The 24,313-nt window shown below is 65.9% G+C and carries 23 protein-coding genes; 5 read left to right on the top strand and 18 right to left on the bottom strand.

Annotated features, from left to right (window positions below; all coding sequences use genetic code 11):
- Positions 1 to 51: 51 nt before the first annotated feature.
- On the top strand, positions 52 to 2,358 hold the full coding sequence (locus B0E47_RS14700; protein ID WP_077515022.1) for a transferrin receptor-like dimerization domain-containing protein: 2,307 nt from the start codon (positions 52 to 54) through the stop codon (positions 2,356 to 2,358).
- Positions 2,359 to 2,437: 79 nt separating this feature from the next.
- Complete coding sequence (locus B0E47_RS14705) at positions 2,438 to 3,478, top strand: tellurite resistance/C4-dicarboxylate transporter family protein (protein WP_077515023.1); 1,041 nt, start codon at positions 2,438 to 2,440, stop codon at positions 3,476 to 3,478.
- A 60-nt stretch (positions 3,479 to 3,538) separates the two neighbouring features.
- On the opposite strand, the gene B0E47_RS14710 is transcribed toward B0E47_RS14705, so the two are convergent.
- From B0E47_RS14710 to B0E47_RS14760, 11 genes are all read right to left on the bottom strand, one after another.
- Positions 3,539 to 4,828: a glutamate-5-semialdehyde dehydrogenase gene (locus B0E47_RS14710; protein WP_077515024.1), complete on the bottom strand. Its 1,290-nt coding sequence runs from the start codon at positions 4,826 to 4,828 to the stop codon at positions 3,539 to 3,541.
- On the bottom strand, positions 4,825 to 6,012 hold the full coding sequence (proB, locus tag B0E47_RS14715) for a glutamate 5-kinase (RefSeq protein WP_077515025.1): 1,188 nt from the start codon (positions 6,010 to 6,012) through the stop codon (positions 4,825 to 4,827). Before proB ends, B0E47_RS14710 begins: the two co-directional genes overlap by 4 nt.
- 14 nt (positions 6,013 to 6,026) lie before the next feature.
- On the bottom strand, positions 6,027 to 7,322 hold the full coding sequence (gene argH / locus B0E47_RS14720) for an argininosuccinate lyase (protein ID WP_077515026.1): 1,296 nt from the start codon (positions 7,320 to 7,322) through the stop codon (positions 6,027 to 6,029).
- Positions 7,323 to 7,441: 119 nt separating this feature from the next.
- Positions 7,442 to 8,404, bottom strand: a complete 963-nt coding sequence (argC, locus tag B0E47_RS14725) for an N-acetyl-gamma-glutamyl-phosphate reductase (RefSeq protein ID WP_077515027.1) — start codon at positions 8,402 to 8,404, stop codon at positions 7,442 to 7,444.
- 3 nt (positions 8,405 to 8,407) lie between these two features.
- Positions 8,408 to 9,724: an acetylglutamate kinase gene (locus tag B0E47_RS14730; RefSeq protein ID WP_077515028.1), complete on the bottom strand. Its 1,317-nt coding sequence runs from the start codon at positions 9,722 to 9,724 to the stop codon at positions 8,408 to 8,410.
- A gap of 15 nt (positions 9,725 to 9,739) precedes the next feature.
- Entirely contained in the window at positions 9,740 to 10,975 is a 1,236-nt protein-coding gene (locus B0E47_RS14735; protein ID WP_077515029.1) for an acetylornithine deacetylase, read from the bottom strand.
- A gap of 76 nt (positions 10,976 to 11,051) precedes the next feature.
- A complete protein-coding gene (locus B0E47_RS14740) occupies positions 11,052 to 12,305 on the bottom strand; it encodes an argininosuccinate synthase (RefSeq protein WP_077515030.1) in 1,254 nt (417 codons plus the stop codon).
- A gap of 59 nt (positions 12,306 to 12,364) precedes the next feature.
- Complete coding sequence (locus B0E47_RS14745; RefSeq protein WP_077515031.1) at positions 12,365 to 12,856, bottom strand: OsmC family protein; 492 nt, start codon at positions 12,854 to 12,856, stop codon at positions 12,365 to 12,367.
- Complete coding sequence (locus B0E47_RS14750) at positions 12,853 to 13,473, bottom strand: FMN-binding negative transcriptional regulator (protein ID WP_077515032.1); 621 nt, start codon at positions 13,471 to 13,473, stop codon at positions 12,853 to 12,855. The genes B0E47_RS14745 and B0E47_RS14750 overlap by 4 nt, the downstream gene beginning before the upstream one ends.
- Before the next feature lie 8 nt (positions 13,474 to 13,481).
- Positions 13,482 to 14,489 (bottom strand): N-acetylornithine carbamoyltransferase, encoded by a 1,008-nt coding sequence (locus B0E47_RS14755; protein WP_077515382.1) that lies wholly within the window; start codon positions 14,487 to 14,489, stop codon positions 13,482 to 13,484.
- 324 nt (positions 14,490 to 14,813) lie between these two features.
- On the bottom strand, positions 14,814 to 15,341 hold the full coding sequence (locus B0E47_RS14760) for a glycine zipper 2TM domain-containing protein (protein ID WP_077515033.1): 528 nt from the start codon (positions 15,339 to 15,341) through the stop codon (positions 14,814 to 14,816).
- Positions 15,342 to 15,619: 278 nt separating this feature from the next.
- On the opposite strand from B0E47_RS14760, the gene cysS reads away from it, so the two are divergent.
- Both cysS and B0E47_RS14770 read left to right on the top strand, forming a co-directional pair.
- The gene (cysS, locus tag B0E47_RS14765; protein WP_077515034.1) at positions 15,620 to 16,993 is read left to right on the top strand and encodes a cysteine--tRNA ligase; all 1,374 of its coding nucleotides are present in this window, start codon (positions 15,620 to 15,622) and stop codon (positions 16,991 to 16,993) included.
- A gap of 52 nt (positions 16,994 to 17,045) precedes the next feature.
- Positions 17,046 to 17,474 carry a SufE family protein gene (locus B0E47_RS14770; RefSeq protein ID WP_077515035.1) on the top strand — a complete coding sequence of 143 codons (429 nt, stop codon included), beginning with the start codon at positions 17,046 to 17,048 and terminating at the stop codon, positions 17,472 to 17,474.
- A gap of 115 nt (positions 17,475 to 17,589) precedes the next feature.
- Here the strand turns inward: B0E47_RS14770 and dksA are convergent, their stop codons facing one another.
- Positions 17,590 to 18,078 (bottom strand): RNA polymerase-binding protein DksA, encoded by a 489-nt coding sequence (gene dksA / locus B0E47_RS14775; RefSeq protein ID WP_077515036.1) that lies wholly within the window; start codon positions 18,076 to 18,078, stop codon positions 17,590 to 17,592.
- A gap of 787 nt (positions 18,079 to 18,865) precedes the next feature.
- Between dksA and yidD the strand changes: the two genes are divergently transcribed.
- Positions 18,866 to 19,132 carry a membrane protein insertion efficiency factor YidD gene (gene yidD, locus B0E47_RS14780; protein ID WP_217318944.1) on the top strand — a complete coding sequence of 89 codons (267 nt, stop codon included), beginning with the start codon at positions 18,866 to 18,868 and terminating at the stop codon, positions 19,130 to 19,132.
- A 104-nt stretch (positions 19,133 to 19,236) separates the two neighbouring features.
- Here the strand turns inward: yidD and folE2 are convergent, their stop codons facing one another.
- From folE2 to B0E47_RS14810, 6 genes are all read right to left on the bottom strand, one after another.
- Positions 19,237 to 20,178, bottom strand: coding sequence for a GTP cyclohydrolase FolE2 (gene folE2 / locus B0E47_RS14785; RefSeq protein WP_077515037.1), 942 nt, complete (start codon positions 20,176 to 20,178; stop codon positions 19,237 to 19,239).
- 109 nt (positions 20,179 to 20,287) lie between these two features.
- Entirely contained in the window at positions 20,288 to 21,142 is an 855-nt protein-coding gene (locus B0E47_RS14790) for a phytoene synthase (protein ID WP_077515038.1), read from the bottom strand.
- Positions 21,139 to 21,822 carry a phosphoglycolate phosphatase gene (gene gph / locus B0E47_RS14795; protein ID WP_077515039.1) on the bottom strand — a complete coding sequence of 228 codons (684 nt, stop codon included), beginning with the start codon at positions 21,820 to 21,822 and terminating at the stop codon, positions 21,139 to 21,141. The genes B0E47_RS14790 and gph overlap by 4 nt, the downstream gene beginning before the upstream one ends.
- Complete coding sequence (gene ubiG / locus B0E47_RS14800; protein WP_077515384.1) at positions 21,819 to 22,562, bottom strand: bifunctional 2-polyprenyl-6-hydroxyphenol methylase/3-demethylubiquinol 3-O-methyltransferase UbiG; 744 nt, start codon at positions 22,560 to 22,562, stop codon at positions 21,819 to 21,821. The genes gph and ubiG overlap by 4 nt, the downstream gene beginning before the upstream one ends.
- A 29-nt stretch (positions 22,563 to 22,591) precedes the next feature.
- Positions 22,592 to 22,846 carry a YciI family protein gene (locus B0E47_RS14805; RefSeq protein ID WP_077515040.1) on the bottom strand — a complete coding sequence of 85 codons (255 nt, stop codon included), beginning with the start codon at positions 22,844 to 22,846 and terminating at the stop codon, positions 22,592 to 22,594.
- A gap of 10 nt (positions 22,847 to 22,856) precedes the next feature.
- Positions 22,857 to 24,194 (bottom strand): TRZ/ATZ family hydrolase, encoded by a 1,338-nt coding sequence (locus tag B0E47_RS14810; protein WP_077515041.1) that lies wholly within the window; start codon positions 24,192 to 24,194, stop codon positions 22,857 to 22,859.
- Between the last annotated feature and the right edge of the window lie 119 nt (positions 24,195 to 24,313).

Raw genomic sequence — 24,313 nt, forward strand, 5'->3', positions numbered from 1 at the left:
CTCACCCGCAACGAATCAAATCCCTCTCAACCTGCCTGACGGAATCTGCCCATGCCCCTGAACAAGATACGCCCGTTGTTGACCCTGGCCTGCATGATTGCCACGTGCACGGCAGCGGCCGGCAGCAACGTCACTCACGATGACCAGGCGATGCTCGGCTTTGCGCCGGCCAATGCAGCCACGCAAGTGAGCCTGGAGCAGCGCTTCGACGCCCAGCTCGACCCGGCCGACCAGCGCCGCTGGATGAAGCAGATGTCGTCCGAGCCGAACCAGGTCGGCTCGCCGCACGACAAGGCGAATGCCGAGTTCATGCTGAAGAAGTTTCGCGAATGGGGCTGGGACGCGCATATCGAGACCTTCAGCGTGCTCTACCCCACGCCGAAGAAGGTGGCGCTGGAACTGCTCGGGCCGCATCCGTTCACGGCCATGTTGCACGAGCCGCCGATTCCCGGTGACGCCACCTCCGATCTGCCCGGCGCATTGCCCCCCTACAACGTCTATGGCGGCGACGGCGACGTCACCGCCGAACTGGTCTATGTCAACCAAGGCATGCCCGACGACTACAAGGAACTGGCCCGCCGTGGCATCGACGTACGCGGCAAGATCGTGATCACTCGCTACGGCGGTGGCTGGCGCGGACTGAAGCCGAAACTGGCGCAGGAACATGGCGCCGTGGGCTGCCTGATCTATTCCGACCCGCACGACGATGGCTACGCGCAGGGCGACGCCTATCCCAAGGGCGGCTGGCGCCCGGCCGAGGGCGTGCAGCGCGGCTCCGTGGCCGACATGCAGCAATACCCCGGCGACCCCCTCACCCCTGGCATCGGCTCCACGCCCGGCGCCAAGCGGCTGGCGATCAAGGACGCGAAAACCCTGCTGAAAATTCCGGTGCTGCCGATCTCGTATGCGGATGCCACTCCGCTGCTGCGCTCGCTGAGCGGACCCGTGGCACCCGCCAGCTGGCGCGGTTCGCTGCCGTTGACCTACCACGTGGGGCCCAGCGCGGCCAAGGCGCACATGACCGTGCTGTCGGACTGGAGCCAGAAGCCGGTCTACGACGTGATCGCGACGATCAAGGGCGCGACCGCCCCGGACCAGTGGATCATCCGCGGCAACCATCACGATGGCTGGGTCTTCGGTGCCTGGGATCCGCTCGCCGGCAATGTCGCCCTGCTGGCCGAGGCCAAGGCCATCGGCGCACTCGTCAAGCAGGGCTGGCGTCCACAACGCACCCTGGTCTATGCCAGCTGGGACGGTGAGGAACCGGGCCTGCTGGGCTCCACCGAATGGGCCGAGACGCATGCGAAGGAGCTGCAGGCCAAGGCCGTGTTGTACGTCAACTCGGATACCAACGGGCGCGGCTTTCTCGGCGCTGGCGGCAGCCATTCCCTGCAGCATCTGGTCAACCAGGTCGCCGATGGCGTGACCGATCCGGAAACCCATGTCAGCGTGGGCGAACGCCTGCGCGCGCACATGATGGTCGAGGGCAGCGGCAAGGACGCCAGACCCGATGCCAAGGTCAACGCAAAACTGGCGGCGGCCGGCGGCGACTTGCCGATCGAGGCGCTGGGTTCGGGCTCCGATTACAGCGCATTCCTGGAGCATCTCGGCATCACCACGCTCGACCTCGGCTTCGGCGGCGAGGACGACAACGGCGGCATTTACCATTCGCGCTACGACTCGTTCGACCACTACATCCGCTTCGGCGATCCCACGTTCGAATACGGTGTGGCACTCTCCAAGGTGGCCGGCCACATCGTGCTGCGCATGGCCGACGCCAACCTGCTGCCGCTGCGCTTCGGCGATTTCAGCAACACGCTGGACCGCTACGTCGGCGAGCTGCACCAGCTGGTCGACAGCACGCGCAAGGCTACGGCGCAACAGCATCGCCTGCTGGACATGCACGCTTACGCGCTGGATGCCGACCCCACCCGCCCGCTCGCTCCGCCGGCGCGCGAATCCGACGTGCCCGCGATCGATCTCGCCCCGCTGGACCAGGCGGCGAAGCAACTGGACAAGAGCGCACAGGCCTTCCAGGCGGCGTACGCCAGGCGCGCCGCTGCGGGCTTCCAGCTGTCGGCCACGCAACAGGAGCAGATCAACCAGCAAATGGGGCACATGGAACAGGCGCTGACCGATGCCGCCGGCCTGCCCGGCCGGCCCTGGTTCAAGCACTTCATCTATGCACCGGGCATGCTCACCGGCTACGGCGTGAAAACCGTTCCCGGCGTGCGCGAGGCGATCGAGGCACGGCGCTGGGATGAGGCCAATCGCTACGCCGCGATCACTGCCAAGGTGCTGGACGGCTATCGTGCGCAACTCGACCGGCTGACGGCGATGTTGAACCCATCCAGCTAGCGCAACGACTTGGCGGGCGATCCCCATGGGGGTCGCCCGCGCAGGAGACGCAGGAGCGCCGGTCTGTCGGAGCAAGACCATGTCGCTGACGAACTTCATCCAATCGAACGTGCGCAAGCTGGATCCCGGCAGCTTCGCGCTGGTGATGGCCACCGGCATCGTCTCCATCGACGCCAGCCAGCATGGCATGCCCATGCTGGCGCTCGTGCTGTTTGCCCTGAACCTGGCCGCCTATGGAGTGCTGGCGTTGCTGAGCCTGTTGCGGGTGCTGCAAGCCCGGAACGAGATGGTTCACGACTTCACCAGCCCGGCACGCGGCGCGGGCTTCCTCACCTTCGTCGCCGCCAGCTGCGTGCTGGCCGGTCAATGCCTGCTGGTCGTGTACTGGCCGGCATGGGCCATCGCACTGACCGCGGTCGGCGCGATCGGCTGGGTCAGCCTGTTGTACCTGCTGCTGCTCGCCGTGATCACCGGCCAGCGCAAGCCCGATTTCCGACGCAGCATCAACGGCGGCTGGCTGGTGGCCGTGGTCTCGACCCAGTCGCTGGCCGTGGCGCTGACCCTGCTGGTGGCGCACGGCGGGGCGACGCCTGCACTCGGCTGGCTGTTCGCCGCGCTGTGCCTGTACCTCGTCGGCGCGGCGCTATACCTGATCCTGATCACCCTGATCTTCTACCGGCTGCTGTTCCTGCCGCTCGCCGCCAGTGGTTTCACGCCACCGTACTGGATCAACATGGGCGCGCTGGCGATCACCACCCTGGCCGGCGCCCTGCTCGTGCTGCATGCGCCGGCGCAGGCACCCTTGGGCGACCTGGTGCCGTTCGTGAAGGGCTTCACCCTGTTCTTCTGGGCCACCGCGACCTGGTGGATTCCGCTGCTGGCGATCCTCGAACTCTGGCGCCACGGGTTGCGCCACGTGCGCCTGCGTTACGAGGTCGACGACTGGGATATCGTGTTTCCGCTGGGCATGTACACGGTCGGCACGCATGCGCTGGGGCAGGCCCTCAATCTCGATCTGCTGCAGCCGGTGTCGGACATCGGCGTCTACATCAGCCTGCTGGCCTGGCTGCTGGTGGCCGCCGGCGCAGTGCGGCATTGGAGAAGCGTGTTCACAAGCTGATCGGTGGCGCGCCGCAGGTCGCCGCATCCGGCGCGCGTGCGTTCGGTCAATTGACCGCTCTCAGCTCTCGAGCCTGGCGTGTCCCGCGGACATGCGGCTTTCGGCGTGCCGCACCTGCCCTGCCCCGCGCAACACGAAGCGCTCGATCGTCAGCGCCTCGGCACCCATCGGCCCGTACGCATGCAGGCGTGTAGTCGAGATGCCGATCTCGGCGCCGAGGCCCAACTCGCCGCCGTCGCTGAAGCGCGAGGAGGTGTTCACCATCACCACGGCCGCTCGCAGCGCATGCACGAAGCGTTCGGCGACGTCCGGATCCTCGGTGGCGATCACCTCGGTGTGGTCGGAACCGTAACAGCGGATATGCGCGATGGCCTCCTCCAGACTGTCCACCACGCCCACCGCCAGCTTGAGGCTGAGGAACTCGGCGGCGAAATCGTCGTCGCTGGCGGACTCCATCCCGGGACACAGCGCACGCGAGCGCTCGTCGCCGAGCAGTTCCACCCCGCGCCGCTGCAAGGCCTTTGCCGCACGCGGCAGGAAGGCCGCGGCGACGTCCGCATGCACCAGCAGTGTCTCCAGCGCATTGCAGGCAGACGGGCGCGAGACCTTGCCGTCGATCAGGATATCCAGCGCCTTCTCCAAGTTGGCGTGCGCATCGACATACAGATGGCACACACCCTTGTAGTGCTTGATCACCGGCACTCGTGCATGCTCGGCGACGAAGCGGATCAGGCCTTCGCCGCCACGCGGGATGGCCAGGTCGACGATATCGCTGAGTTGCAGCAGTTCGACCATCGTCTCGCGCCGCAGGTCTTCGACCAGGGTCAGCGCGGCGACGGGAACGCCATGAGCCCGCAGCGCCGACTTCAGCGCGGCGGCGATCGCGGTATTGGAATGAATCGCCTCGGAGCCACCGCGCAGGATCACCGCATTGCCGGCCATCAGGCAAAGCGCTGCGGCCTCCGCGGTGACGTTGGGGCGCGCCTCGTAGATCATCGCGATCACGCCAAGCGGGATGCGCACGCGTTCGATCGCCAGCCCGTTCGGCCGCGTTTCGCGGCGGGTCGTCACGCCCACCGGATCGGGCAGCTCGGCGACCTCGCGCAGCGCGCTGGCGATGCCGGCCACGCGCGCCTCATCCAGCCGCAGCCGGTCCAGCATCGCGCCCTGCACGCCCTTCGCCGCGGCGTGACGCATGTCCTCGGCGTTTGCGGCGAGCACCGCCGACGACCGCGCCTCCAGCGCCGCGGCCATGTCACGCAGCAGTGCGCGCTTGCGCGCGGTATCCATCGCGGCCACGACCTGGGCGGCGTCACGGCAGGCCATGGCCTGTTCGCGGATCGTGCTCATGCGTTGATCTCCTGCCCGGGGACGACCGGGCGATTCATCGTGACGAGATCGTCACGATGTACCACCTCGTCGCCGTAGCTGTAGCCGAGTACGTCGCCGATCTCGCGGCTGTGTCGGCCTGCCACGCGGCGCACCTCGGCAGCGCCGTACTGGCTGAGTCCACGTGCTATGACGGTGCCGGCGACATCGGCGATCTCGATCAGGTCGCCGCGATGGAACTCGCCGTCGGCGCCAAGCACGCCGCCCGGCAGCAGCGAGACGCGCCCGCCGCCCAGAGCCTTCGCTGCGCCGGCGTCGACGCGAATGCGGCCCGGCGAGGCCGGCGCGTGGCGTAACCAGTATTTGCGCGCTTGCAAGCGAGTGGAGGCTGCGGCGATCAGCGTGCCACGCAGCTGCCCGCGTTGCAGCGCCTGCACAGTGGTCGCCTCGCGACCGTTGAAGAAGGCGGTGGGAATGCCGGCCGCAGCCGCCTTCGCCGCTGCTTCCAGCTTGGTGCGCATGCCACCGGTGCCGGCAGCGCTACCGCTGTCGCCGGCCATCGCCACGATCTCGGGGGTCAGCGCGGCGACATGAGCGATTGGCGTGGCCGCCGGGTCGCGCCGCGGGTCGGCGCTGTACAGCGCATCGACATCGGAGGCGATCAGCAACAGGTCGGCATCGACCAGGGCGGCCACGATGGCGGCGAGATTATCATTGTCGCCGAGCTTCAGCTCGTCCACCGAGACGGTGTCGTTCTCGTTGATCACCGGCAACACGCCGAGCGGCAACAACTCGCGCAGAGTGGCACGCGCATTGAGGTAGCGGCGGCGGTTGCGCAGATCGTCATGAGTCAGCAACACCTGCGCTACCGGCCGCGCGACCAGCGATTGCCACAGCGCGATCATCGGTGCCTGGCCCAGCGCGGCCAGCGCCTGGCGCGCAGCGAGACCGTCACTGCCGTTGACGTGCTGACGCAACAGCGCGCGCCCGGCCGCCACCGCGCCGGAAGACACCAGCACCACTTCGCGTCCCTCCGCATGACTGGCGGCGATGAAGCCGGCCAGCGTTTCGGCATAGCGAGGGGTAAGGCCACCGCCGTCGGCGGCGAGCAGGTTGCTGCCGACCTTCAGCACGGCGCGGTGCCAGCGCGGCAAAGCCTGTTCGGGCAGAACGGTACGCGTCGTTTTCGTGTCGATCACCGTCATGCCCGTATCCCCGCTCAATCGCCGAGTGCGCGCAATCGCGCGTGCAATTCGTCCAGCCGCAAGTCGTTGCCGGCGCCCGGCGACACGCGCGCGGCGAGGCTGCCTTCCGGCGTGCGTCCCTGCCCGGCCGATGCAGCAGCTTCCGCAGCGGCACGATACGCGTCGCGGAACGGCACGCCGGCGGCGGCCTGCTCGATCGCCACGTCGGTCGCATACATCGCCGGCTCGATCGCGGCGAGCATCGCCGGCGCATTCCACGTTAGCCGCGCGAGCAGATCAGGCACCAACTCCAGCGCGCCGAGGCCGTGGCGCACGCCGTGGAACAGCGAGCCCTTGGAGAACTGCAGGTCGCGCTGGTAACCGGACGGCAGCGACAGCAGCTGCTCGATCTCGGTGCGCGCAGCGGCGACGCTGGCGTAGCTGGCGCGTAGCAGCTCGACCACATCAGGGTTGCGCTTGTTCGGCATGATCGAGCTGCCGGTGGTGTATTCGGGCGGCAGCTTCACGAAGTTGAACTCGGCCGTGGTGAACAGCGACAAGTCCCACGCCAGCCGACGCAGGTCGAGCAGCGCGCTGCCGATCGCCTCCAGTACCGCCATCTCGAACTTGCCGCGCGAGAGCTGCGCGTAGATCGGCGAGACCTGCATGCGCGAGAAGCCGAGCGCCTGCGTGGTGTGCTCGCGGTCCAGCTTGAGGTTGACGCCGTAGCCGGCAGCCGTGCCGAGTGGGTTCGCGTCGATCCACGTCGAGGTCTGCTGTGCACGCAGGGCGTTGTCGATGTAGCCTTCGGCGAAACCGGCAAACCACATCGCCGTGGACGACACCACGGCGCGCTGCAGATGCGTGTAACCCGGCAACGGAAACGCGGGCTGTGCGGCACGATCGAGGCAGACCTGCGCGATCGTGCGGCAATGCGTCTGCAGGGCGGCCAGTCGATCCTTCAGCCACAACCGCGTGGCGACCAGGATCTGATCGTTGCGGCTGCGCCCGGTGTGCACGCGGCGGCCGGCATCGCCGAGGCGTTCGGTGAGCCGCGCCTCGATCGCCGAATGGCCGTCCTCGTAGCGATCGTCGAGCACGAACGTACCTGCACGAAAATCCGCCGCCAGCACATCCAACTCGTGCTTCAAGGCTGTCGCTTCGTCGGCGCTGACCACACCGATATTCGCCAGCCCTTCCACATGCGCCTTGCTGGCGGTGATGTCATGCAGGAAGAACTCGCGATCCAGCAATACGTCGTCACCGGCGAGGAACTTCATGATCTTCGCGTCGATCTGGATGCCGGTTTTTTGCCAGAGGGGTTGGGTCATGGGAGAGCCGAGAAGTGAGTGGAGAGGAGTGAGAAGTGAGAGAGATCAAGAGCCAGGGTTTGCGGAGAGTGCGGGGAGTGCAAGCTTTCTCTCACTCCTCACTCCTCTTCCCTCACCCCTCACCCCCGCCCCACCGGGATAGCCGTGTATTCGTCCACGCCGATTGCGCGGTTGATGTTCTGCATGGCCTGGGTCGCCGCGCCCTTCAGCAGGTTGTCCAGCGTCGCCACGATCACCACGCGCTTGCCGTCGGCGGAGAGCGCAAAACCGCCGATCTCGGCATGATGGCGATGGGCGATGCGGCTGACCCACGGCGCCTCATCAGTCACGCTGACCAGCTTCTCGTTCTCGTACGCATGGCGGAACCGCGCCAGCACTTCCTCGCGCTTCAGCGACCGGGTGAGATAAAGATTGGTGGTGACCGTGAGCCCGCGGAAATGCGGTGCCACGTGCGGCATGAACTCCACCGGCACGCCGAGCCGGAACGAAGCCTCCTTCTCGTGCATGTGGCCGGTGAGCGCGTACGGCATCAGGTTGTCGCGCAGCTTGTCCGGATCGTTCTTGTCCGATGGCGTGGTGCCGGCGCCGGAATAACCGGACACGCCGAAACACACCGGTGGCGCGGCCAGCAGGTCCTTCAGTGGTGCGATCGACAGCTGCATCGCGGTCGCATAGCAGCCTGGATTGCTGATGCGTCGCTCGCCACGCCACTTGTCGCGGGTCAGCTCGGGCAGGCCGTAATACCAGCGCTGGTCAAAACGATAGTCGGCCGACAAGTCGATGATCAGCGGATCAGCACCCGCTGCATCGAATGCCGCCACGCAGACTTCGGCCTTGCCGTTGGGCAGCGCCAGGATCACCACGTCGGCGCCCAGCTTCGGCAGGTCCTCGTGCGCCGGCGCGCTGTAGCGCAGCTCGCCATGGTATTCGGACACATGCGCGTCGACGCGCTGGCCGTCCAGCTCGCGCGAGGAGACGAAGGCCAGCTCCAGCACCGGATGCGCGGCGATCAAGCGGATCAACTCCGCGCCGGTATGCCCGCGCGCACCGACAATACCGATGCGTTTCCTGTTCGTGCTCATGTTTCAGTCCGTCAAGGTTGGCTGCCGCTGCGCGCAATGCGCCACGCAGCGGGCAATGGTGTCGAAGTCGTGGATGCCGTACCAGAACACTTTCCAGCGTGGCTGCTTGAGGCAGCCATCGGACTCGGCGTAATAGAAAGGGTTGACCGGATTGCCGTGGCGCGAGCGCCAGAACAGCCGGGGGGTTTCCTCGCGCATCACCTGCCATACGGCACGCCCCAGGCCCTCGCCCTGCGCGTCGTCGAGCACGGCGAACTTGTCCAGGTACGGCAGGCCGCCTTCCTCGATGAGGATCATCGCGGTGCGATAGTTCTCGCTGACGTAGATGCGCAATGGCCGCGTGCGCTCGAAATAATCCGGCACCAGCGTGCGGCCGAAGCTGGACTCGATCAGCGTGCGCATCCGCTCAAGGTCGATACCTTCCCACGAGTCGAATCTCAGCACTTTCTCGCCACGTCGCACCAGGGTGCCCGAACCCTTGTGGGTGAACAGCTCCTTGGCCAGTTCCGCCGGCCGCGTGATCGAGACTGACGAAGTCAGCGGCAGGTCGGCCAGCAGATCGGCGATCTGCTCCAGCTTCAGGCGCATCCCGCCGTTGATCCACGGCTGCGCCATCAGGTGTTTGTACTCGGTGGACAGGTTGATCGAGTCGATCAGCTTGCCCTGCTCGTCGAGCAGGCCACCGGTGCCGGTGAGGAACACGATCTTGTACGGCTGCAGCACGCGCACCAGTTCGTTGGCGGCGAAGTCGGCGTTGATGTTGAGGATCTGCCCCTCATCGGTCTCGCCGAGGCTGGCGATCACCGGGATCGAGCCGGCACGCAGGCTGGCCTCGATCGGTGCCAGGTTGATGCTCTCCACCTTGCCGACCAGACCGTAGGTGTCGCGATCGAGATAGCCGGCCATGAACACACCTGTCGCCACCGACGTGGCGCGCGTGTCCATCGACTGCAGTGCCTCGACCAGCTTCAGGTTCTGCTGCTGGAACACGCGCCGCACGATGCCGAGCGCCTTCGGCGAAGTGACGCGCAAGCCACCCACGGTGTGTTTTTCGATGCCGGCGGCCGACAGTTCCTCATCCAGCTGCGGGCCGGCGCCGTGCAGCACGATCGGGGTGAGTCCGACCTGCTGCAGGAAAGTCAGCGACGAGGCGAGATCGGCCAGCTCGTCGCGCAGCACCGCGCCGCCCACCTTCACCACGGCAAAGCGCTTGGCGTCGATTTCGGAGAAGCGCTTGAGGTATTGCTGGATTTCCTTCGCGCTGCCCATGCTCGAGAGCAGGCGCACGATGGTTTTGCGGGTGTGCTTATGCGTTTCCATGTTTATTCCTTGCGTTCATCCGTGAACGCGAGAGTCAAAAACCGGCCGTCCCTGGCCGGGCTTTTCAATGATTCGATAAACCGTTTGCGCATAGCGTTCGAGCTGGTCGAGCGCGACCCACTCGTCGGCGCTGTGCGCCTGGGCGATATCGCCGGGGCCGTAGACGAAGGAGGTGTAGCCGGCAGCCGAGAACAGCGCGGCCTCGGTCCAGAAGTCCACCGCGTTGCCGATCGGCAGCTCCAGTTCGTCGGCGATGTCGCGGGCGGCCAGACGGCGTTCCTCGGCTCGCGCGGTATCACCGGCTGGCAGCGAGGCGCCGCGGAAGGTCTCGGTGAACTCCACCGGTGCGGGCTCCACCAGTGTGGAGAAACGCTGCAGCAACTGGTCAGGATCCATCGTCGGCAGCGGACGGAAGCCGAAGCGCACTTCCGCTGTCGGTGCGATCATGTTCGCCTTGATGCCACCTTCGATGCGACCGATGTTGAAGCGCAAGCCGGTGAGTCCGCCGAAGCGCTCGTGCGATTGCGCGGTGACGAAATCCAACGCCGCATCGCCCCAGCGCACGGTCTGGTGCAAGGCGCTGTCGCTGGGCTTCTGCTCGCCTGAGGCGTGGCCGGCGTGACCGGCGAAACGCATCAGCACCGACTGGATGCCGCGATGCGCCAGCACCGCTTCGGCCCTGGTCGGCTCGGCCACGATCACCGCTTCGTAGCCCCTCTCCCTGTGGGAGAGGGGTTGGGGTGAAGGTATGTCCGAAGCGGAAGGGCTGGCTTCGCCCGCACCCTCATCCGCCCTTCGGGCACCTTCTCCCGGAGGGAGAAGGGACTTCAGAAACCCGGCGATGCAGCGTGGATCATTCGCTTCTTCATCCGTGGAAAACAGCAGTGCCATATCGCCGTCGCTGGCATTCGCCACCGCCAGCAGCGCGGCCGCAGCACCCTTGATGTCGCAGGCACCGAGGCCGATCGCACGATCCGCGGTGACCCGCAGCTTGTGCGGGCTCGCACTCCAGTGCGGCGAATCCGGCACCGTATCCATATGCACGTTGAACAGGTATTTCGGCTGACCACGTACCGCATGCAGGGTCACTGCGCCGGCGCCGTAGTCGGTCACCTTGACGTCGAAACCGGGCAACTGCGCACGCAGATAATCGAAGATGCCGCCGGTGCCGATCGCCCGCGGCGGATTGCGCGTATCGAAACCGACCAGCGCCTTAAGATGCTCCAGCGTGGCATCGAGCAACGCGCTCATTGCGAAACCTCGCGACATAGAGCCCCTCTCCCCTTGGGAGAGGGGTTGGGGAAAGGGTGCGAGCGGAGCGCGACACTCATGCGTCGCCGCTCCGATTCACTTCCGCCCACAGTGTGCTGCTCATGCCGAACAGCTTGATGAAGCCCTCGGCCTCCTCCACGCCCCAGTCGGCCGACTGCGCGTAGGTGGCTCCCTTGGCATTGAGAATGTGCTTTGACTCGACTGCGACGGCGTTGACGATGCCGCCGTTGGTTTCCAGCGTCACTTCGCCGTTGACGGTGGACTGGCTCGAGGCAAGGAAGGCTTCCAGGTCGGTCTTCAGCGGATCGTGGAAGAAGCCCTCATAGACCAGCTCCACCCACTTGCGTGCCACCTCGGGCTTGAAGCGGTTCTGCTGCTTGGACAGCACGGCTTCTTCCAGCGCGCGATGCGCAGCGAGCAACACCGTCAGGCCCGGCGCCTCGAAGATGATGCGGCCCTTCAGACCGATCGTGGTGTCACCGGTGTAGATGCCGCGACCGACGCCGTACTGGGCAAACAAGCCATTCAATTTGGCCAGCATCGTGTGACCGGCAATCTTTTCGCCATCCAGCATCACCGCTTCACCCTTGACGAAGCCGATCTTCACGCGCAGCGGTTTGGACGGCCATTCGGCACGTGGCTTGCACCAGCCTGCAGCACCCTCGCCCGGCGCCTGCCAGCGGTCGATCTCGCCGCCGGACATGGTCAGGCCGAGCAGGTTTTCGTTGATCGTGTAGGCCTGCTGCTTGGCGCGCACGCCGAAGCCACGCTGTTCCAGATAGGCCTGCTCATAGGCGCGCGTCTGCGTGTGCTCCTTCTGGATCTCGCGGATCGGCGCCACGATCTCGTAGTCGCCCAGCGCCTTCACGGTGAGGTCGAAGCGCACCTGGTCGTTGCCCATGCCGGTACAGCCATGCGCGATCGCCTTGGTACCCAGTTCGGCGGCACGCTTCAGCGCGGCCTCGACGATCAGGTAACGATCGGAGACCAGCAGCGGGTACTGACCCTGATAGCCCTCACCGGCCTGCACAAAGGGTTTAACGAAGCCTTCCCAGATCGCCGGGCCGCCATCGACGGTGACGTGCGAGGCGACGCCCAGCTCCGCCGCGCGCTGTTCGATGAAGGCGCGCTCCTGTGCATCGACACCGCCGGTGTCGGCAAACACGGTATGCACGGCCCAGCCGCGCTCCTGCAGGTAAGGCACGCAGAAGCTGGTGTCGAGGCCGCCGCTGAAGGCAAGCACGATGTCTTTGTTGCCGGGATTGGGGATTGGGGATTCGGGATTCGGAAAAGCAGGCTGGGACGACATGGAAGATTCCTGTAATAACGAAAGATGTGTGACGTGCGAGGTTTGGCCGTTGCGAATCCCTAATCCCCAATCCCGAATCCCGGCTCCTCGACAACAATGCGCGGTTCGCAGCGCACCGGAAAATTCACGGAATTGGCGATGAAGCAGGCGTGGTGCGCGGTTTCGTGCGCGGCCTCGGCCCTGGCCGGATCGCTGGCGGCGCTGATCGTCACCACGGGATGCAACACCACCTCGACGAAGCGGCCGCCGTCGCCCTCGGTAGCCATGGTGCCTTCGGCAGCGTCGGTGTACGCCGTCACCACCACGCCGGCGACGGTGGCCATGTGCAGGTAAGACAGCATGTGGCAGGTCGACAGCGCGGCGACCAGCATGTCTTCGGGATTGTGCCGGGTACCGTCGCCGCGGAAGGTCGGATCGGACGAACCGTCGATCGGTGGCTTGCCGTCGATGCGGATCACATGATCGCGGCCGTAGTTGCGATAGCCGTCGGTACCGCTGCCGCGGTTGCCGGTCCACTCCACGTCCACCCGGTAGCGATGCTGGTGGGTCATGATTTCGGTTCCTGTTCGGCCATCAGTGCAGCCAGCTCCGCATCGCCATCGCCGTCGCGCTGACGCAGACCAGCGACCACGCCAGCACGGTTGCGCGCCGGATGGTTCTGGCTCAGCTTGAACTTGCCTTCGATGCGATCGATCACGACCTCCAGGCCGACGATCGCCCGCAGTGATTTTTCGATATGGTCTTCGGGTGCATCGGTGATCTTCCATGGCTGCGGCTGATCGGCCTCATGGTGATCGGTCAGCGTCTGCAGCAGGCCGCGCATCCAAACGGCATCGTCGATCACCCGCAGTCGGCCATGCACATGCACCACCGCGTAATTCCACGTCGGCACCTCGCGCCCGGTCTCGTGCTTGGTCGGATACCAGTTCGGACTGACATAGCCGTCCGGGCCGCGGAAAATCAGCAGCACCTCGGCACCATCCATCCGCACCAGTTCGTTGCCACGCGCGACATGGCCGTGCAATACATCGCCGACCAGCTCGAATGGCAGGTGATTGGCGCTCAGCCCGTCCGTCGCATGGGTCACCACGATGGCAAACGGATACGCATGGATCAGTCCGTGCAGCACTTCGGTACGCGTCTCGTGGAAAGCCGTTGGCATGTACATGTCAGTCCTCAGTGCGTGCCGATCAACGAAGCCATCACCGCCTTCTGCACGTGCAGACGATTCTCGGCTTCGTCGATCGCGATGCAGGCGGGCGAATCCATCACCACGTCGGTGGCCTTGATGTTCCGGCGCAGCGGCAGGCAATGGCTGAACAGGCCGTGGTTGGTCAGCGCCATCTTCGCTTCGTCGACGATGAAGTGCTTGTGCGCCTCGCGGATCGGCTTCTCCTGCTCCCAGCGGCCGAAGAACGGCAGCGCGCCCCAGCTCTTGGCATAGACCACATCGGCGCCGCTGTAGGCCTCCTTGATGTCGTGGCTGACCTTGAGTGAACCACCGTTCTCTTTCGCGTTCTGTTCGCCGAACGCCATGTAGCGCTCATCCAGCACGTAGTCCGGCGTGGGGCACAGCAGGGTCACGTCCATGCCCATCTTCGTGGCGATCAACAGCGCCGAATTCGCCACCGCAGTGTTCAGCGGCTTCGGATGATAGGTCCAGGTCAGCACGTACTTCTTGTTCTGCAAGCTGCCCAGGTGTTCCTTCATCGCCAGCGCGTGGGCCAGCTCCTGGCAGGGATGGGTAATCGTCTCCATGTTGATCACCGGTACGGTGGCGTACTGCGCGAACGCCTTGATCACCTTGTCCTCGCGATCTACCGCCCAGTCCTGGAACTTCGGGAACGCACGCACCGCGATCAGGTCGACGTAACGCGACAGCACCCGCGCCACTTCGGCGATGTGCTCCTCGGTGTCGCCGTCCATCACGCTGCCGACCTCGAACTCGATCGGCCACGCATCCTTGCCCGGCGCCAGCACGATCGCATGGCCGCCCAGGTGGAACGCGCCCAGCTCGAAGCTGGTGCGCGTGCGCATCGAGGGGTTGAAGAACAGCAGCGCAACCGACTTGCCGGCCAGTTGCGATCCGCGCGGCGTACGCTTGAACGCGGCGGCCTGCTCCAGCAGCGCATCGATCTCGGCGCGGCTGTAATCCTGGGTGGTGATGAAATGCCGTGGTGCCATCATTTTCTCCAAGCCTCAAACACAAAAAACCCGGCGCGATGGCCGGGTCTTGTCGTCGATACACATGAAACGCGCGCGACAGCCTACCCGGCCGAATGTCGAATCATCGGTCGGCGCGCACGCGACGTCATGCCAGCGGCCGCGCGGGCGCTGGTAAGTACGGTGGCGGTATAGACGGCTGAAGACATTCGGGTTCCCGGTGACTGGCCGACATCATGGCGAGAATTTCGCTGCCATGCAACAAAAATCTCGGCCCGTGGCGATCCGGGCCCGAAAATGCCATCGCCGCCCGAAGGCGGCGATGGTTCAACGGGGTGTCGCGGATCAGTCTACCGGCGTGACCGACACCCGCACCCGCAGGCGCTCGCCGGGGTCGTAGTCCAGCCGCGACATGTAGACCTCGCCGCGGTAGCGATATTCCACGTCATAGCCGATGATCCGTCGCTGCTCGCTGACCGCGTTGACCTCGCGGCAACGGGTCTGCGTGGTTGCGTAGTCTCCACCGTGATCGGAGACCCGGTTGCCGACCGCGCCACCGGCCACCGCACCGGCCACCGTGGCCGCGGTCCGTCCGTCGCCCTTGCCCACGGTATGGCCCAGCACCCCGCCGATCACCGCACCGAGCACGGTACCGGCCGCACTGTTGCCGGGGTCGCGCTGCACCACCTGCTGGTCATAGCACTGCTGCTGCGGCACGTTGGTGCGGCTGACGCCCTGTACGGGATCGGCCCGCAGTACATCGGCCCAACCGTAATGGGCATTGTCATCATTGTTGGGATTCGGCGCATTCTGCGCCTGCGCACCCATCGCCATCACCGCCATCACCAGTGCGGAAACCCATAACTTGACCATGACCCGCTCCCGTACTCGATGCAAAACCGATGCGCCATGCGCGCACTGGCAGCATTCCAGCAAAATCACTCTGAATACACGCTTAGGGGTGGCGCGATCCGTTCAGTCCCAGCACCGCCAAACCGGCCTGCAAGGCGTCACGCGGTACAGGCCGGGACCGGCGCCGGCGCGCCGCGTGACGGGCGAAGCTTCAGCGCCCGGCGCGACGCCAGCCCCGGCTTGTTAAGATGCGCCGCCGGCTTCGCCCGGCCAGCACGCAACTTTCGCGGATTTGACCGATGCCGATTTCGCTCTACAACAGCCTGACCCGTCGCACCGAACCATTCGTTCCGCTCGACCCCGAGCGGGTGACGATGTACCTGTGCGGGCCCACCGTCTACAACTACGTGCACATCGGCAATGCGCGCGGCCCGGTGGTGTTCGACGTGCTGGCACGACTGCTGAGGCGGCACTTCCCTGGGGTGCTGTACGCACGCAACATCACCGACGTGGAGGACAAGATCAACGCCGCCGCGCTCAGCGAAGGCGTGCCGATCTCGACCATCACCGAACGCTATGCGCGGGCCTACCACGACGACATGGCCAGGCTGGGGATCGCCGCGCCGGATATCGAACCCTACGCCACGGCCCACATCGGCGAGATCATTGCGATGAGCCAGGCACTGATCGCCGACGGCCACGCGTATGTCGCCGAAGGCCATGTGCTGTTCGACGTGGCGTCCTACCCGGATTACGGCGCCCTCTCCGGTCGCGACACCGACGAATTGATCGCCGGCGCGCGCGTCGAGGTCGCGCCCTACAAGAAGAACCCGACCGACTTCGTGCTGTGGAAACCCTCCCCGCCCGAACTGGCCGGCTGGGACAGCCCGTGGGGCCGCGGCCGCCCCGGTTGGCACATCGAGTGCTCGGCGATGTGTGCCGCACAGCTGGGCGAGACGATCGACATCCATGCCGGTGGGGTCGACCTGCTGTTTCCGCACCACGAGAACGAGATCGCCCAGTCCACCTGCGCCCACGGTGGCAAGACTTTCGCGCGCTGGTGGATGCACAACGGCATGCTCACCTTCGACGGCCGCAAGATGTCCAAATCGCTGGGCAACGTGTTGCTGGTGCACGAACTGCTGAAGGCCCAACCGGCCGAGGCGCTGCGCCTGCGCCTGCTCAGCGGCCATTATCGGCAGCCGCTGGACTGGTCCGAAGCGGCCATCAACCAGGCCATCAGCACGCTGGATGGCTGGTACCGGGTGCTGCGCGATCTGGCCGACGTCGAGGTGGCCGCTGGCGACCTGCCGGTACCGGAAGGCGTCGAGACGGCCTTGTGCGACGATCTCAACACACCGCAGGCCCTGGCCGAACTGGCGGTGCTGGCCGATGCGGCGCGTCAGTCGGGTACGGCCGCAGCAAAAGCCGGGTTGCTTGGCGGCGGCGCCCTGCTCGGCCTGCTGCAGCAGGATCCGGAAGCGTGGTTCAAACGCGGCGGCGAGCAGCCCGTCGATGCTGCCCGGATCGAGGCCTTGCTGGAGCAACGCCGCGCCGCGCGCGCCGCGCGTGACTTCAAGCGTGCCGATGCGATCCGCGACGAACTCGCTGGCATGAACATCGCGATCGAGGATGGCGCGCAGGGCACGCGCTGGAGCGTATTGAAGCAGTGACCGCTCGAGTCGCCGTTTCACGCATGGGCATCTCCTGCGCGATAATGCGGCGATGAATGAGACCACCAGCCCCAGCACCGAGCAGGCCCAGCAGGACATTGCCGAGGAATTCGCGCTGTTCGGCGACTGGTCCGAGCGCTATCAGTACCTGATCGACCTGGGCAAACGGTTGCCGCCGTTTCCCGAAGCCTGCAAGGTCGAGGCGTACCGCGTGCACGGCTGCCAGTCGATGGTGTGGCTGGTGCCCAGCGGCGATGCCGGCAACATGCACTTCGAGGCCACCAGCGACTCGGCCATCGTCTCCGGCCTGCTCGCCCTGCTGTTGCGGGTGTATTCCGATCGTCCCGCCCGCGAGATCGTCGCCACCGAACCGCAATTCATCGCCACCATCGGGCTGGCCAAGCATCTGTCGCCAACCCGCTCGAACGGCCTGGCCGCGACCCTGGCCAGGCTGAAGGAGTACGCGGCGACGGCTGCGTAGGAGATACCCCAACCCTTCGCCCGTACGGCCGTGACCTGCGCCATCCGGGCCATCGAAAAAGCAGGACCCCGCGCGATGGCGGGGTCTTGTGCCGCGACAGTCTGCTGGCGGCGACTCAGTCGCCCATCTGCTTCTGCAGATGTTCGCGACGCTCCTGCGCATCCAGCGACAGCGTGGCGATCGGTCGTGCGTCGAGACGGTCGACGCCGATCTCCTCGTCGGTCTCTTCGCAGAAGCCGTAACTGCCTTCCTCGATGCGACGCAGCGCCTTGTCGATCTTCGAGATCAGCTTGCGGTAACGATCGCGCGTACGCAATTCGAGCGAGTTCTCCGTTTCGCGGGTGGCCCGCTCGGCCTCGTCGCCGACATCACGCACTTCCTCGCGCAGGTTGTCCATGGTCTGGCGCGATTCCTCCACCAACTGGTCGCGCCAGTCACGCAGCTTGTTGCGGAAATACGCCAGGTGCCGCGGATTCATGTACTCCTCGTCACTGGAGGGGCGGTAGTCCTTGGGCAAGCTGATGTTGCTGGTGGAAGGCAATGCGTAGCGCCCGTCTTCACGGGTGATGCCGTTGTCGAGTTGTTTTGTTGCCAGTTTATTCATTGAGGACGACGAATTCTTCGATTTCTTGTGGGAGGAAGCATGACGCCCGGCAGCGGGGACTGTCTTGGGCGTCACCATGGCGGTAGCGCTCGCCACCTTGCCCTTGAAGAGCTTGCTGGCAGGTGACGTGGAATGATTGCTCGCTGCAACGGCCGGCTTCGGCTGGGCAGCAGGCTTCGTTGGCGCCTTGTGTGCGGACGGCGCCGGCCTGGCGGCTTTCTTTGCGACAGCCTTGGGTATCGGCTTTGCCGCCGGTTTCTTCGCTGCGCTGGTCTTGGGCGCGGCTTTCTTGACGACGGCCTTGCCTGGCGACGGCTTCCTGGCAGCCGATTTCCCGGCGACGACTTTCTTTGGCGGCGCCTTCTTCGCCGGTGCTTTCTTGGCAGGCACCTTCTTGGCAGGTGTTTTCTTCGCAGGCGCGTTCTTTGCCGCAACCTTCTTTGCGGGGGCTGCCTTCTTCGCTGGCGCCTTGGCGGCGGCCGGCCTGGACGCGGCCTTCTTCGCCGCGTGCCTGGCGGCCGGCTTGGCGGATGTCTTGTTGGCGCTCTTCACGATCCGCTCCTTGCCCACGGCAATCTTCGACTTGCCGGCCCCGGCAGAGGCTTTGGCCGACGTCTTTCCCTTGTGCGCCTTGGCGGCGGTCGAACTCGCTTTGGTCTTCGCCATATCCCTTCACCGTGGTTGGCCGTGGCGGCCGCGTGTTATAGCCGATGTATCCCACACCGGCAAGTGTGTTTCTGGAATACTTGTACCACTACACGCCGCACGCCGTTCCGGCAACGTGAACATCCTGACCCGATTGATACTGTGGTTGCTCCGTTTGTACAAGCGCTGGCTCAGCCCTCTGCTTGGCACGCGCTGTCGCTTCCACCCCACCTGCTCCGATTATGCACGGATTGCGGTCACGCGGTTCGGGCCCTGGCGTGGCAGCCTGCTGACCACCTGGCGGCTGTTGCGCTGTCAACCGTTGTGTGAAGGCGGCGAGGATCCGGTGCCCGCGCACTTCCATTTCCGCAGCTGCCGTTGCCAGGGGGACTCTCCCGATGCCCCGTGACTGGCTGAAATGATGAAATGAGGGCCGCTGCCGCGCCGACCTGCGCGGCCGCATCGAGAAACGGTTGCCGAGGGGATGCCGCAGTGCCGGCAGCGCAGCAACGGTTACGACGCGGATCCGTAGCCGCCTTCGACACCCTTGCTGGCGTATGCCACCGCATCATGCGGATGCAGGCTCTCCTGATGTTCGACGCGGACGTGAAAGTCGCTGAGCGCGGCGTCCGCATCGAGTGCCTTCTGGATGCGCCGGGCGGCGTCCTCGCAGAACATCAGGTTGCCGCCGTTGGCCAGCGCGAAGGCCTGTTCGTCCTCGCGCTTCACCGCCGTCTGCACCGGCGTGCCGAGCGCATGCTCGACACGGTCGACCAGATCGATCAGGTGGAAGCCGGCCACGGGACGGATGCGCAGGCGCGCCACGCTGCGCTGGGCGTGTGGGGTAGCGACGATGCCGTGCTCGCTGCCGAGCCAGGCCAGCACGGCCGCGTGATCAAGCGGTTTGGCGACATCGAAGTCGCTGGCGAACTGGTCCTGAATCAACTGGCGCGACAGTGCCGCCGAGGCCGGACAGGTGGAGGAATAAACCACCTCGGTACCGAATTCGAACAGGAACTCGTCGCCGGTCAGGCTGGCTTCGATGCACACCGGATAGGCGCGCCAGCCGCTGTTGGCACTACGCAAGGCGGGGCGACGCACCAGTTGTTCGAAATGGACGCTGAGGCAGGCACGGTCAGACAAGTCCTTGTGCGAATCGAGAAAGCCGCGCAGCAGTGCATGCAGCGAATCCGCCGTGAGCAGCTGTGTGCTCAACGCCTGCTCGACCTGCAGGTACAAGCGCGACATATGGATGCCGCGCTTGTCCGGTCGCTTCAGATTGACGAAGGCACCAACCTTGGCACTGGCCCGCTGTACCTCGCCATCGCCCGCATCGAACAGCACCGGTACCTGGATATCGGCCATGCCGACCCAGTCCAGCGCGCCGGCCAGATGCGGCTGCGCGTGCACGGCAACGTCGGGGAGAAGGCGGGCGGTATTTTCCTGATTCGGCATCGTGGGGTCCTGGCATCGGCGATGTGTGTCGCCGCGAAGCAGACGATCTTGGGGCAGGCAGGTCACCGTGCAATAGTGGCGTGGCGGAAACGCTGCGTCGTGAACCGGTTTACACCACTTGCCGGCGCCACGCGCGAGCAGCCTGCCACGCATGCAGCGTCGTCGCCAACCCGGTGCGCGGCTGTCCCGCCTGCAACACCGCCAGCGCATCGTCAGTGAGTGCCGCGCGCCGGGCCAATTGGTTGCCATGACGCGATTCCAGCGCGCGAAACACGCTGAGCGGCCCCGCCAACGCAGCCGACTCGCGCCAGCTGGCCAGCAAGTCGTCCAGCTGCGCCTTGACTGCCTGCTGCCGCGCTTCACTGGGTGCGCGTAGTTGCGTGCGACTCAGGCCATGTCGCGCCAGCCGCGCCATCGGCAACGGCAGGCGATCGCGTTCGGCGTCCTGCTCCAGCCGCAACAATGCGTACAACAAATGATTGAGCGTGGCGATTCGCGTCGCCCGTACTGGCGACGCATCGCTGCCATACCACCAGGCGGTTTCCAGCGCAGCCAATGCACCATGCAGCGGCATAGCGGCATCGAGCTGGGCGGGGAAGTCCGCGGCGGTGCCCTGCTCCAGCTGGGCCATCGCCGCCAGCACCGGCGCCAGCCAGAGATCGCTGGCGATCGCATGCGCGCGCGCGTCGTCAAACAGCACCTGGGTGAGTGGATGGCGGCCGCCGCTGGCGGCGGCGCCGGCCAGTTCCTCCGCCCACCAACCGAGTTTTGCCGCCGCCACCTGCGGCTCGCGGATGCCGTAGGCCGCGCCGAGCAGCTCCTGCTCCAGTGCGGCCAGGGCGACATGGCCGGGATAACGGTGGCCATCGACGAAGGCCAGCGCAATGCGTTGCTGCGGCTGCACCGCCAGCCATTTGTCGATGAAGCCCTGCAGAACAGCGCTTTGTTCGACCCGTTCGATCATGCGGCGGTCGGTTCCAGTTGCAGCAGCGCGGCCAGCTCGGCCGGGTGATCCAGCACGGCGTCGGCGCCCCAGGCATGCGGATCGCCGCCGTCGAGATAACCCCAGGTAACCGCCACGGTGAACAGACCTGCCGCCGCGCCGGCCTGGATATCGCGGAGATCGTCGCCGACGAACAGACAATGGGCCGGCGACAGTCCCGCGAGTTCGCAAGCCAGCAGCACCGGTGCCGGGTCGGGCTTCTTGACCGGCAAGGTGTCGCCCGAAACCACCGCGCTGGCCCGCCTCGCCCAGCCAATGCGATTGACCAGTTCATCGGTGAGGAAGGCCGCCTTGTTGGTGACGATGCCCCAGCGCAGGCCACGCGTCTCGAGTCGGGCGAGCAGATCGTCCACGCCATCGAACGCGCCGGTCTGCCGCGCCATCACTTGCTGATACAGCTGCAGATAGCGGGGTATCAACGCCTCCACCGCCGCTTCGCCACGCGCGGCAAAGGCGCAGCGCAGGACGGCACGGGCACCGCGCGACACCACCTGGCGCACCGGCGGGTAAGGCGGCGGTTCGATGCCCTCCTCGACGCACTGCGCCAGCAGCGCGGCGTACAGATCCGGCGCGCTGTCCAGCAAGGTGCCATCGAGGTCGAACAGCACCCCCTCGACGGCTTGCGGCAGGCGCCGGCTCATGCCGGCTTGCGACCTTCGGGCGTGCCCGCGGCACGCGCGCTGAGCACGTAGTTGACGGCAGTGATCGGGCTCAGCCAAGCCTTGCGGTTGAGCGGGTTGTAGGCCAGGCCGCTGACGTCCTCAAGCTCCAGGCCCGCCTGGCGCAACAGCCGCGCCAGCTCTGAAGGTTTCAGGAACTGCGCATAGTGATGCGTACCGCGCGGCAGCATCTTCATCACGTACTCCGCACCGAGGATGGCGGCGCCGAACGCGGCCGGGGTGCGGTTGATGGTGGACATGAACAGGCGACCACCCGGCTTCAGCATCGCGGCGAGGTCGTTGACCAAGGCGGCCGGATCCGGCACATGCTCGATCAGTTCCATGCAGCACACGACGTCGAAACCGGCCGGCTCGGCGGCCGCCAGGTCGGCCGAGGACTGCACTCGGTAATCGATGTCCAGGTTCGACTCGTGCAGGTGCAGCCTGGCGATCTCGATCACCTTCTCGCCCAGGTCGATGCCGGTGACGCGGGCACCGGCGCGCACCAGCGCCTCGCTCAGCAAACCGCCACCGCAACCGACATCGGCGACGCGGGCGCCACGCAAATCAGCACGCGCCGCGATGTACGCCGCGCGTACCGGGTTGAGATCGTGCAGCGGGCGCGACTCGCCATCGGGATCCCACCAGCGCGCTGCCAGGCTGTCGAAACGGGCGATCTCGTCCTCACTCACGTTCGCGGTGCCGGCGTTCTGGGTGTGCATGGTCGAATCCTCGGTGGCAACCATGGAGTTTAGTGCGCCAGCCATTCGTGCATCGTGATATCCCAGCCGCCGCTGCGATGGGCGGGATCGTCGTGCACGATGGCGGTGGCCTCGGCCAGGTCGTTGGCGTGCAGCAGGTAGGCTCCACCGGACTTGTCGCTGAAGCCGCCGGAGAGTTCAACCCGGCCGCTCTCCCGCAGGCCGTCCAGATACGCCAGATGTTGCGGCACCACCGTCGGATCGAGATCGGGTCGCCGCATCAGCAGGATCAGATATCGGTTCATGGTCGCTCCTTCAGGCCGAGGCAATGCGCTCGCGCCAGGCGCGCGTGCGAGCCAGGATGGCGCCGGTGTCCAAGCCCACCAGCTCGCGGCCGGCCAGCTTGCGCACGCCGGCAACCCAGACATCGCTGACCTGGTGCCGACCGCTGGCATAGACCAGTTGGGAGATCACCTGGAACAGCGGCTGGGTCTCCAGCTCGCTCAATCGCACGGCAGCGAAGTCGGCCTGCTTGCCGACCTCGATCGAGCCGATCTTCGCTTCCAGTCCGATCGCCTTCGCGCCGTTGAGCGTGGCCGCGCGCAACGCGAACGCCGCGTCGAACGCGGCCGCGTCGCCGGCCACGGCTTTCGCCAGCAACGCGGCCGTGCGCATCTCGCCGAACATGTCCAGATCGTTGTTGGAGGCACAGCCATCGGTACCGATCGCCACATTGACGCCAGCCTGACGCAGCTTCTCGGCCGGGCAGAAACCGGAAGCGAGCTTCAGGTTGGATTCCGGGCAATGCACCACCGAAACCCCGGCGCTGGCGCAGGCGGCAATCTCGCCTTCGGTGACCTGGGTCATGTGCACCGCGATCAGGCGATCGTTGACCAGACCCAGCTTCTGCAGACGCTGGAACGGGCGCAGGCCGCTCTTCTTCTTTTCTTCCTCGATTTCGTGTGCGGTCTCGTGCGTGTGCAGGTGTACCGGAATATCGAGCTGGTCGGACTGCATGCGAATGCGCTCGAAGCTCTCGTCCGACACCGTATACGGTGCATGCGGTGCGAATGCGGTGCTGATCAGCGGGTCGCCGATGAAGCTGTCGTGCACCTCACCGGCGCGATCGAAATATTCATCCTGGCTTTTCGCCCAGGCAGTGGGAAACTCGATCACCGGCAGGCCGACCACGGCGCGGAAGCCGAGCTTGCGATAGGTCGCGCCGATCACGTCGGGGAAGAAGTAGTTTTCGTTGGCGCAGGTGGTACCGCCACGCAGCATCTCGGCCACCGCCAGCTCGACGCCGTCGCGCACGAATTCCGGCCCGATCACCTTCGCCTCGGCCGGCCAGATGTGCTGCTGCAGCCAGACCATCAGCGGCAAGTCGTCGGCAAGCCCGCGCAACAGAGTCATCGGGTTGTGCGTGTGGCTGTTGACCAGGCCGGGAATCAGCGCATGCTCGCCCAGCTCGACGCGCTCGCGTGGCGCATAGGCAACACGCGCCTCGGCGACCGGCAGCAAGGCGACGATACGATCGTCCTGCACCACCACCGCATGATTCTCCAGCACCACCGCGTGCGGCTCGACCGGTACGACCCAGCGTGCTTCGATCATCAGGTCGACGGGCTGTGGCTGTGGGGTCATCTCGCTCATCTTCAACTCACTCTGTGTCGATCCGGATACGAAAAAGGGCGGTACCTTGCGGCAGCCGCCCCTCTGAATCGTCATTCCAGCGAAAGCTGGAATCCAGTGCCTTTACCCTCGCCGGAACG

Source organism: Rhodanobacter sp. B05 (assembly GCF_002001085.1).
In the GTDB taxonomy this organism is placed as follows: domain Bacteria; phylum Pseudomonadota; class Gammaproteobacteria; order Xanthomonadales; family Rhodanobacteraceae; genus Rhodanobacter.

Excerpts from the sequence above, each read along its gene's own strand:
- argC (WP_077515027.1), bottom strand. The coding sequence starts at position 8,404 with ATGAGCACGAACAGGAAACGCATCGGTATTGTCGGTGCGCGCGGGCAT.
- B0E47_RS14740 (WP_077515030.1), bottom strand. The coding sequence starts at position 12,305 with ATGTCGTCCCAGCCTGCTTTTCCGAATCCCGAATCCCCAATCCCCAAT.
- B0E47_RS14810 (WP_077515041.1), bottom strand. The coding sequence starts at position 24,194 with ATGAGCGAGATGACCCCACAGCCACAGCCCGTCGACCTGATGATCGAA.
- gph (WP_077515039.1), bottom strand. The coding sequence starts at position 21,822 with ATGAGCCGGCGCCTGCCGCAAGCCGTCGAGGGGGTGCTGTTCGACCTC.
- argH (WP_077515026.1), bottom strand. The coding sequence starts at position 7,322 with ATGACCCAACCCCTCTGGCAAAAAACCGGCATCCAGATCGACGCGAAG.
- B0E47_RS14705 (WP_077515023.1), top strand. The coding sequence starts at position 2,438 with ATGTCGCTGACGAACTTCATCCAATCGAACGTGCGCAAGCTGGATCCC.
- proB (WP_077515025.1), bottom strand. The coding sequence starts at position 6,012 with ATGACGGTGATCGACACGAAAACGACGCGTACCGTTCTGCCCGAACAG.
- B0E47_RS14735 (WP_077515029.1), bottom strand. The coding sequence starts at position 10,975 with ATGAGCGCGTTGCTCGATGCCACGCTGGAGCATCTTAAGGCGCTGGTC.
- B0E47_RS14700 (WP_077515022.1), top strand. The coding sequence starts at position 52 with ATGCCCCTGAACAAGATACGCCCGTTGTTGACCCTGGCCTGCATGATT.
- B0E47_RS14790 (WP_077515038.1), bottom strand. The coding sequence starts at position 21,142 with ATGATCGAACGGGTCGAACAAAGCGCTGTTCTGCAGGGCTTCATCGAC.
- B0E47_RS14755 (WP_077515382.1), bottom strand. The coding sequence starts at position 14,489 with ATGGCACCACGGCATTTCATCACCACCCAGGATTACAGCCGCGCCGAG.
- B0E47_RS14710 (WP_077515024.1), bottom strand. The coding sequence starts at position 4,828 with ATGAGCACGATCCGCGAACAGGCCATGGCCTGCCGTGACGCCGCCCAG.
- cysS (WP_077515034.1), top strand. The coding sequence starts at position 15,620 with ATGCCGATTTCGCTCTACAACAGCCTGACCCGTCGCACCGAACCATTC.
- B0E47_RS14805 (WP_077515040.1), bottom strand. The coding sequence starts at position 22,846 with ATGAACCGATATCTGATCCTGCTGATGCGGCGACCCGATCTCGATCCG.
- B0E47_RS14760 (WP_077515033.1), bottom strand. The coding sequence starts at position 15,341 with ATGGTCAAGTTATGGGTTTCCGCACTGGTGATGGCGGTGATGGCGATG.
- B0E47_RS14730 (WP_077515028.1), bottom strand. The coding sequence starts at position 9,724 with ATGGAAACGCATAAGCACACCCGCAAAACCATCGTGCGCCTGCTCTCG.
- B0E47_RS14745 (WP_077515031.1), bottom strand. The coding sequence starts at position 12,856 with ATGACCCACCAGCATCGCTACCGGGTGGACGTGGAGTGGACCGGCAAC.
- B0E47_RS14750 (WP_077515032.1), bottom strand. The coding sequence starts at position 13,473 with ATGTACATGCCAACGGCTTTCCACGAGACGCGTACCGAAGTGCTGCAC.
- dksA (WP_077515036.1), bottom strand. The coding sequence starts at position 18,078 with ATGAATAAACTGGCAACAAAACAACTCGACAACGGCATCACCCGTGAA.
- B0E47_RS14770 (WP_077515035.1), top strand. The coding sequence starts at position 17,046 with ATGAATGAGACCACCAGCCCCAGCACCGAGCAGGCCCAGCAGGACATT.
- ubiG (WP_077515384.1), bottom strand. The coding sequence starts at position 22,562 with ATGCACACCCAGAACGCCGGCACCGCGAACGTGAGTGAGGACGAGATC.
- folE2 (WP_077515037.1), bottom strand. The coding sequence starts at position 20,178 with ATGCCGAATCAGGAAAATACCGCCCGCCTTCTCCCCGACGTTGCCGTG.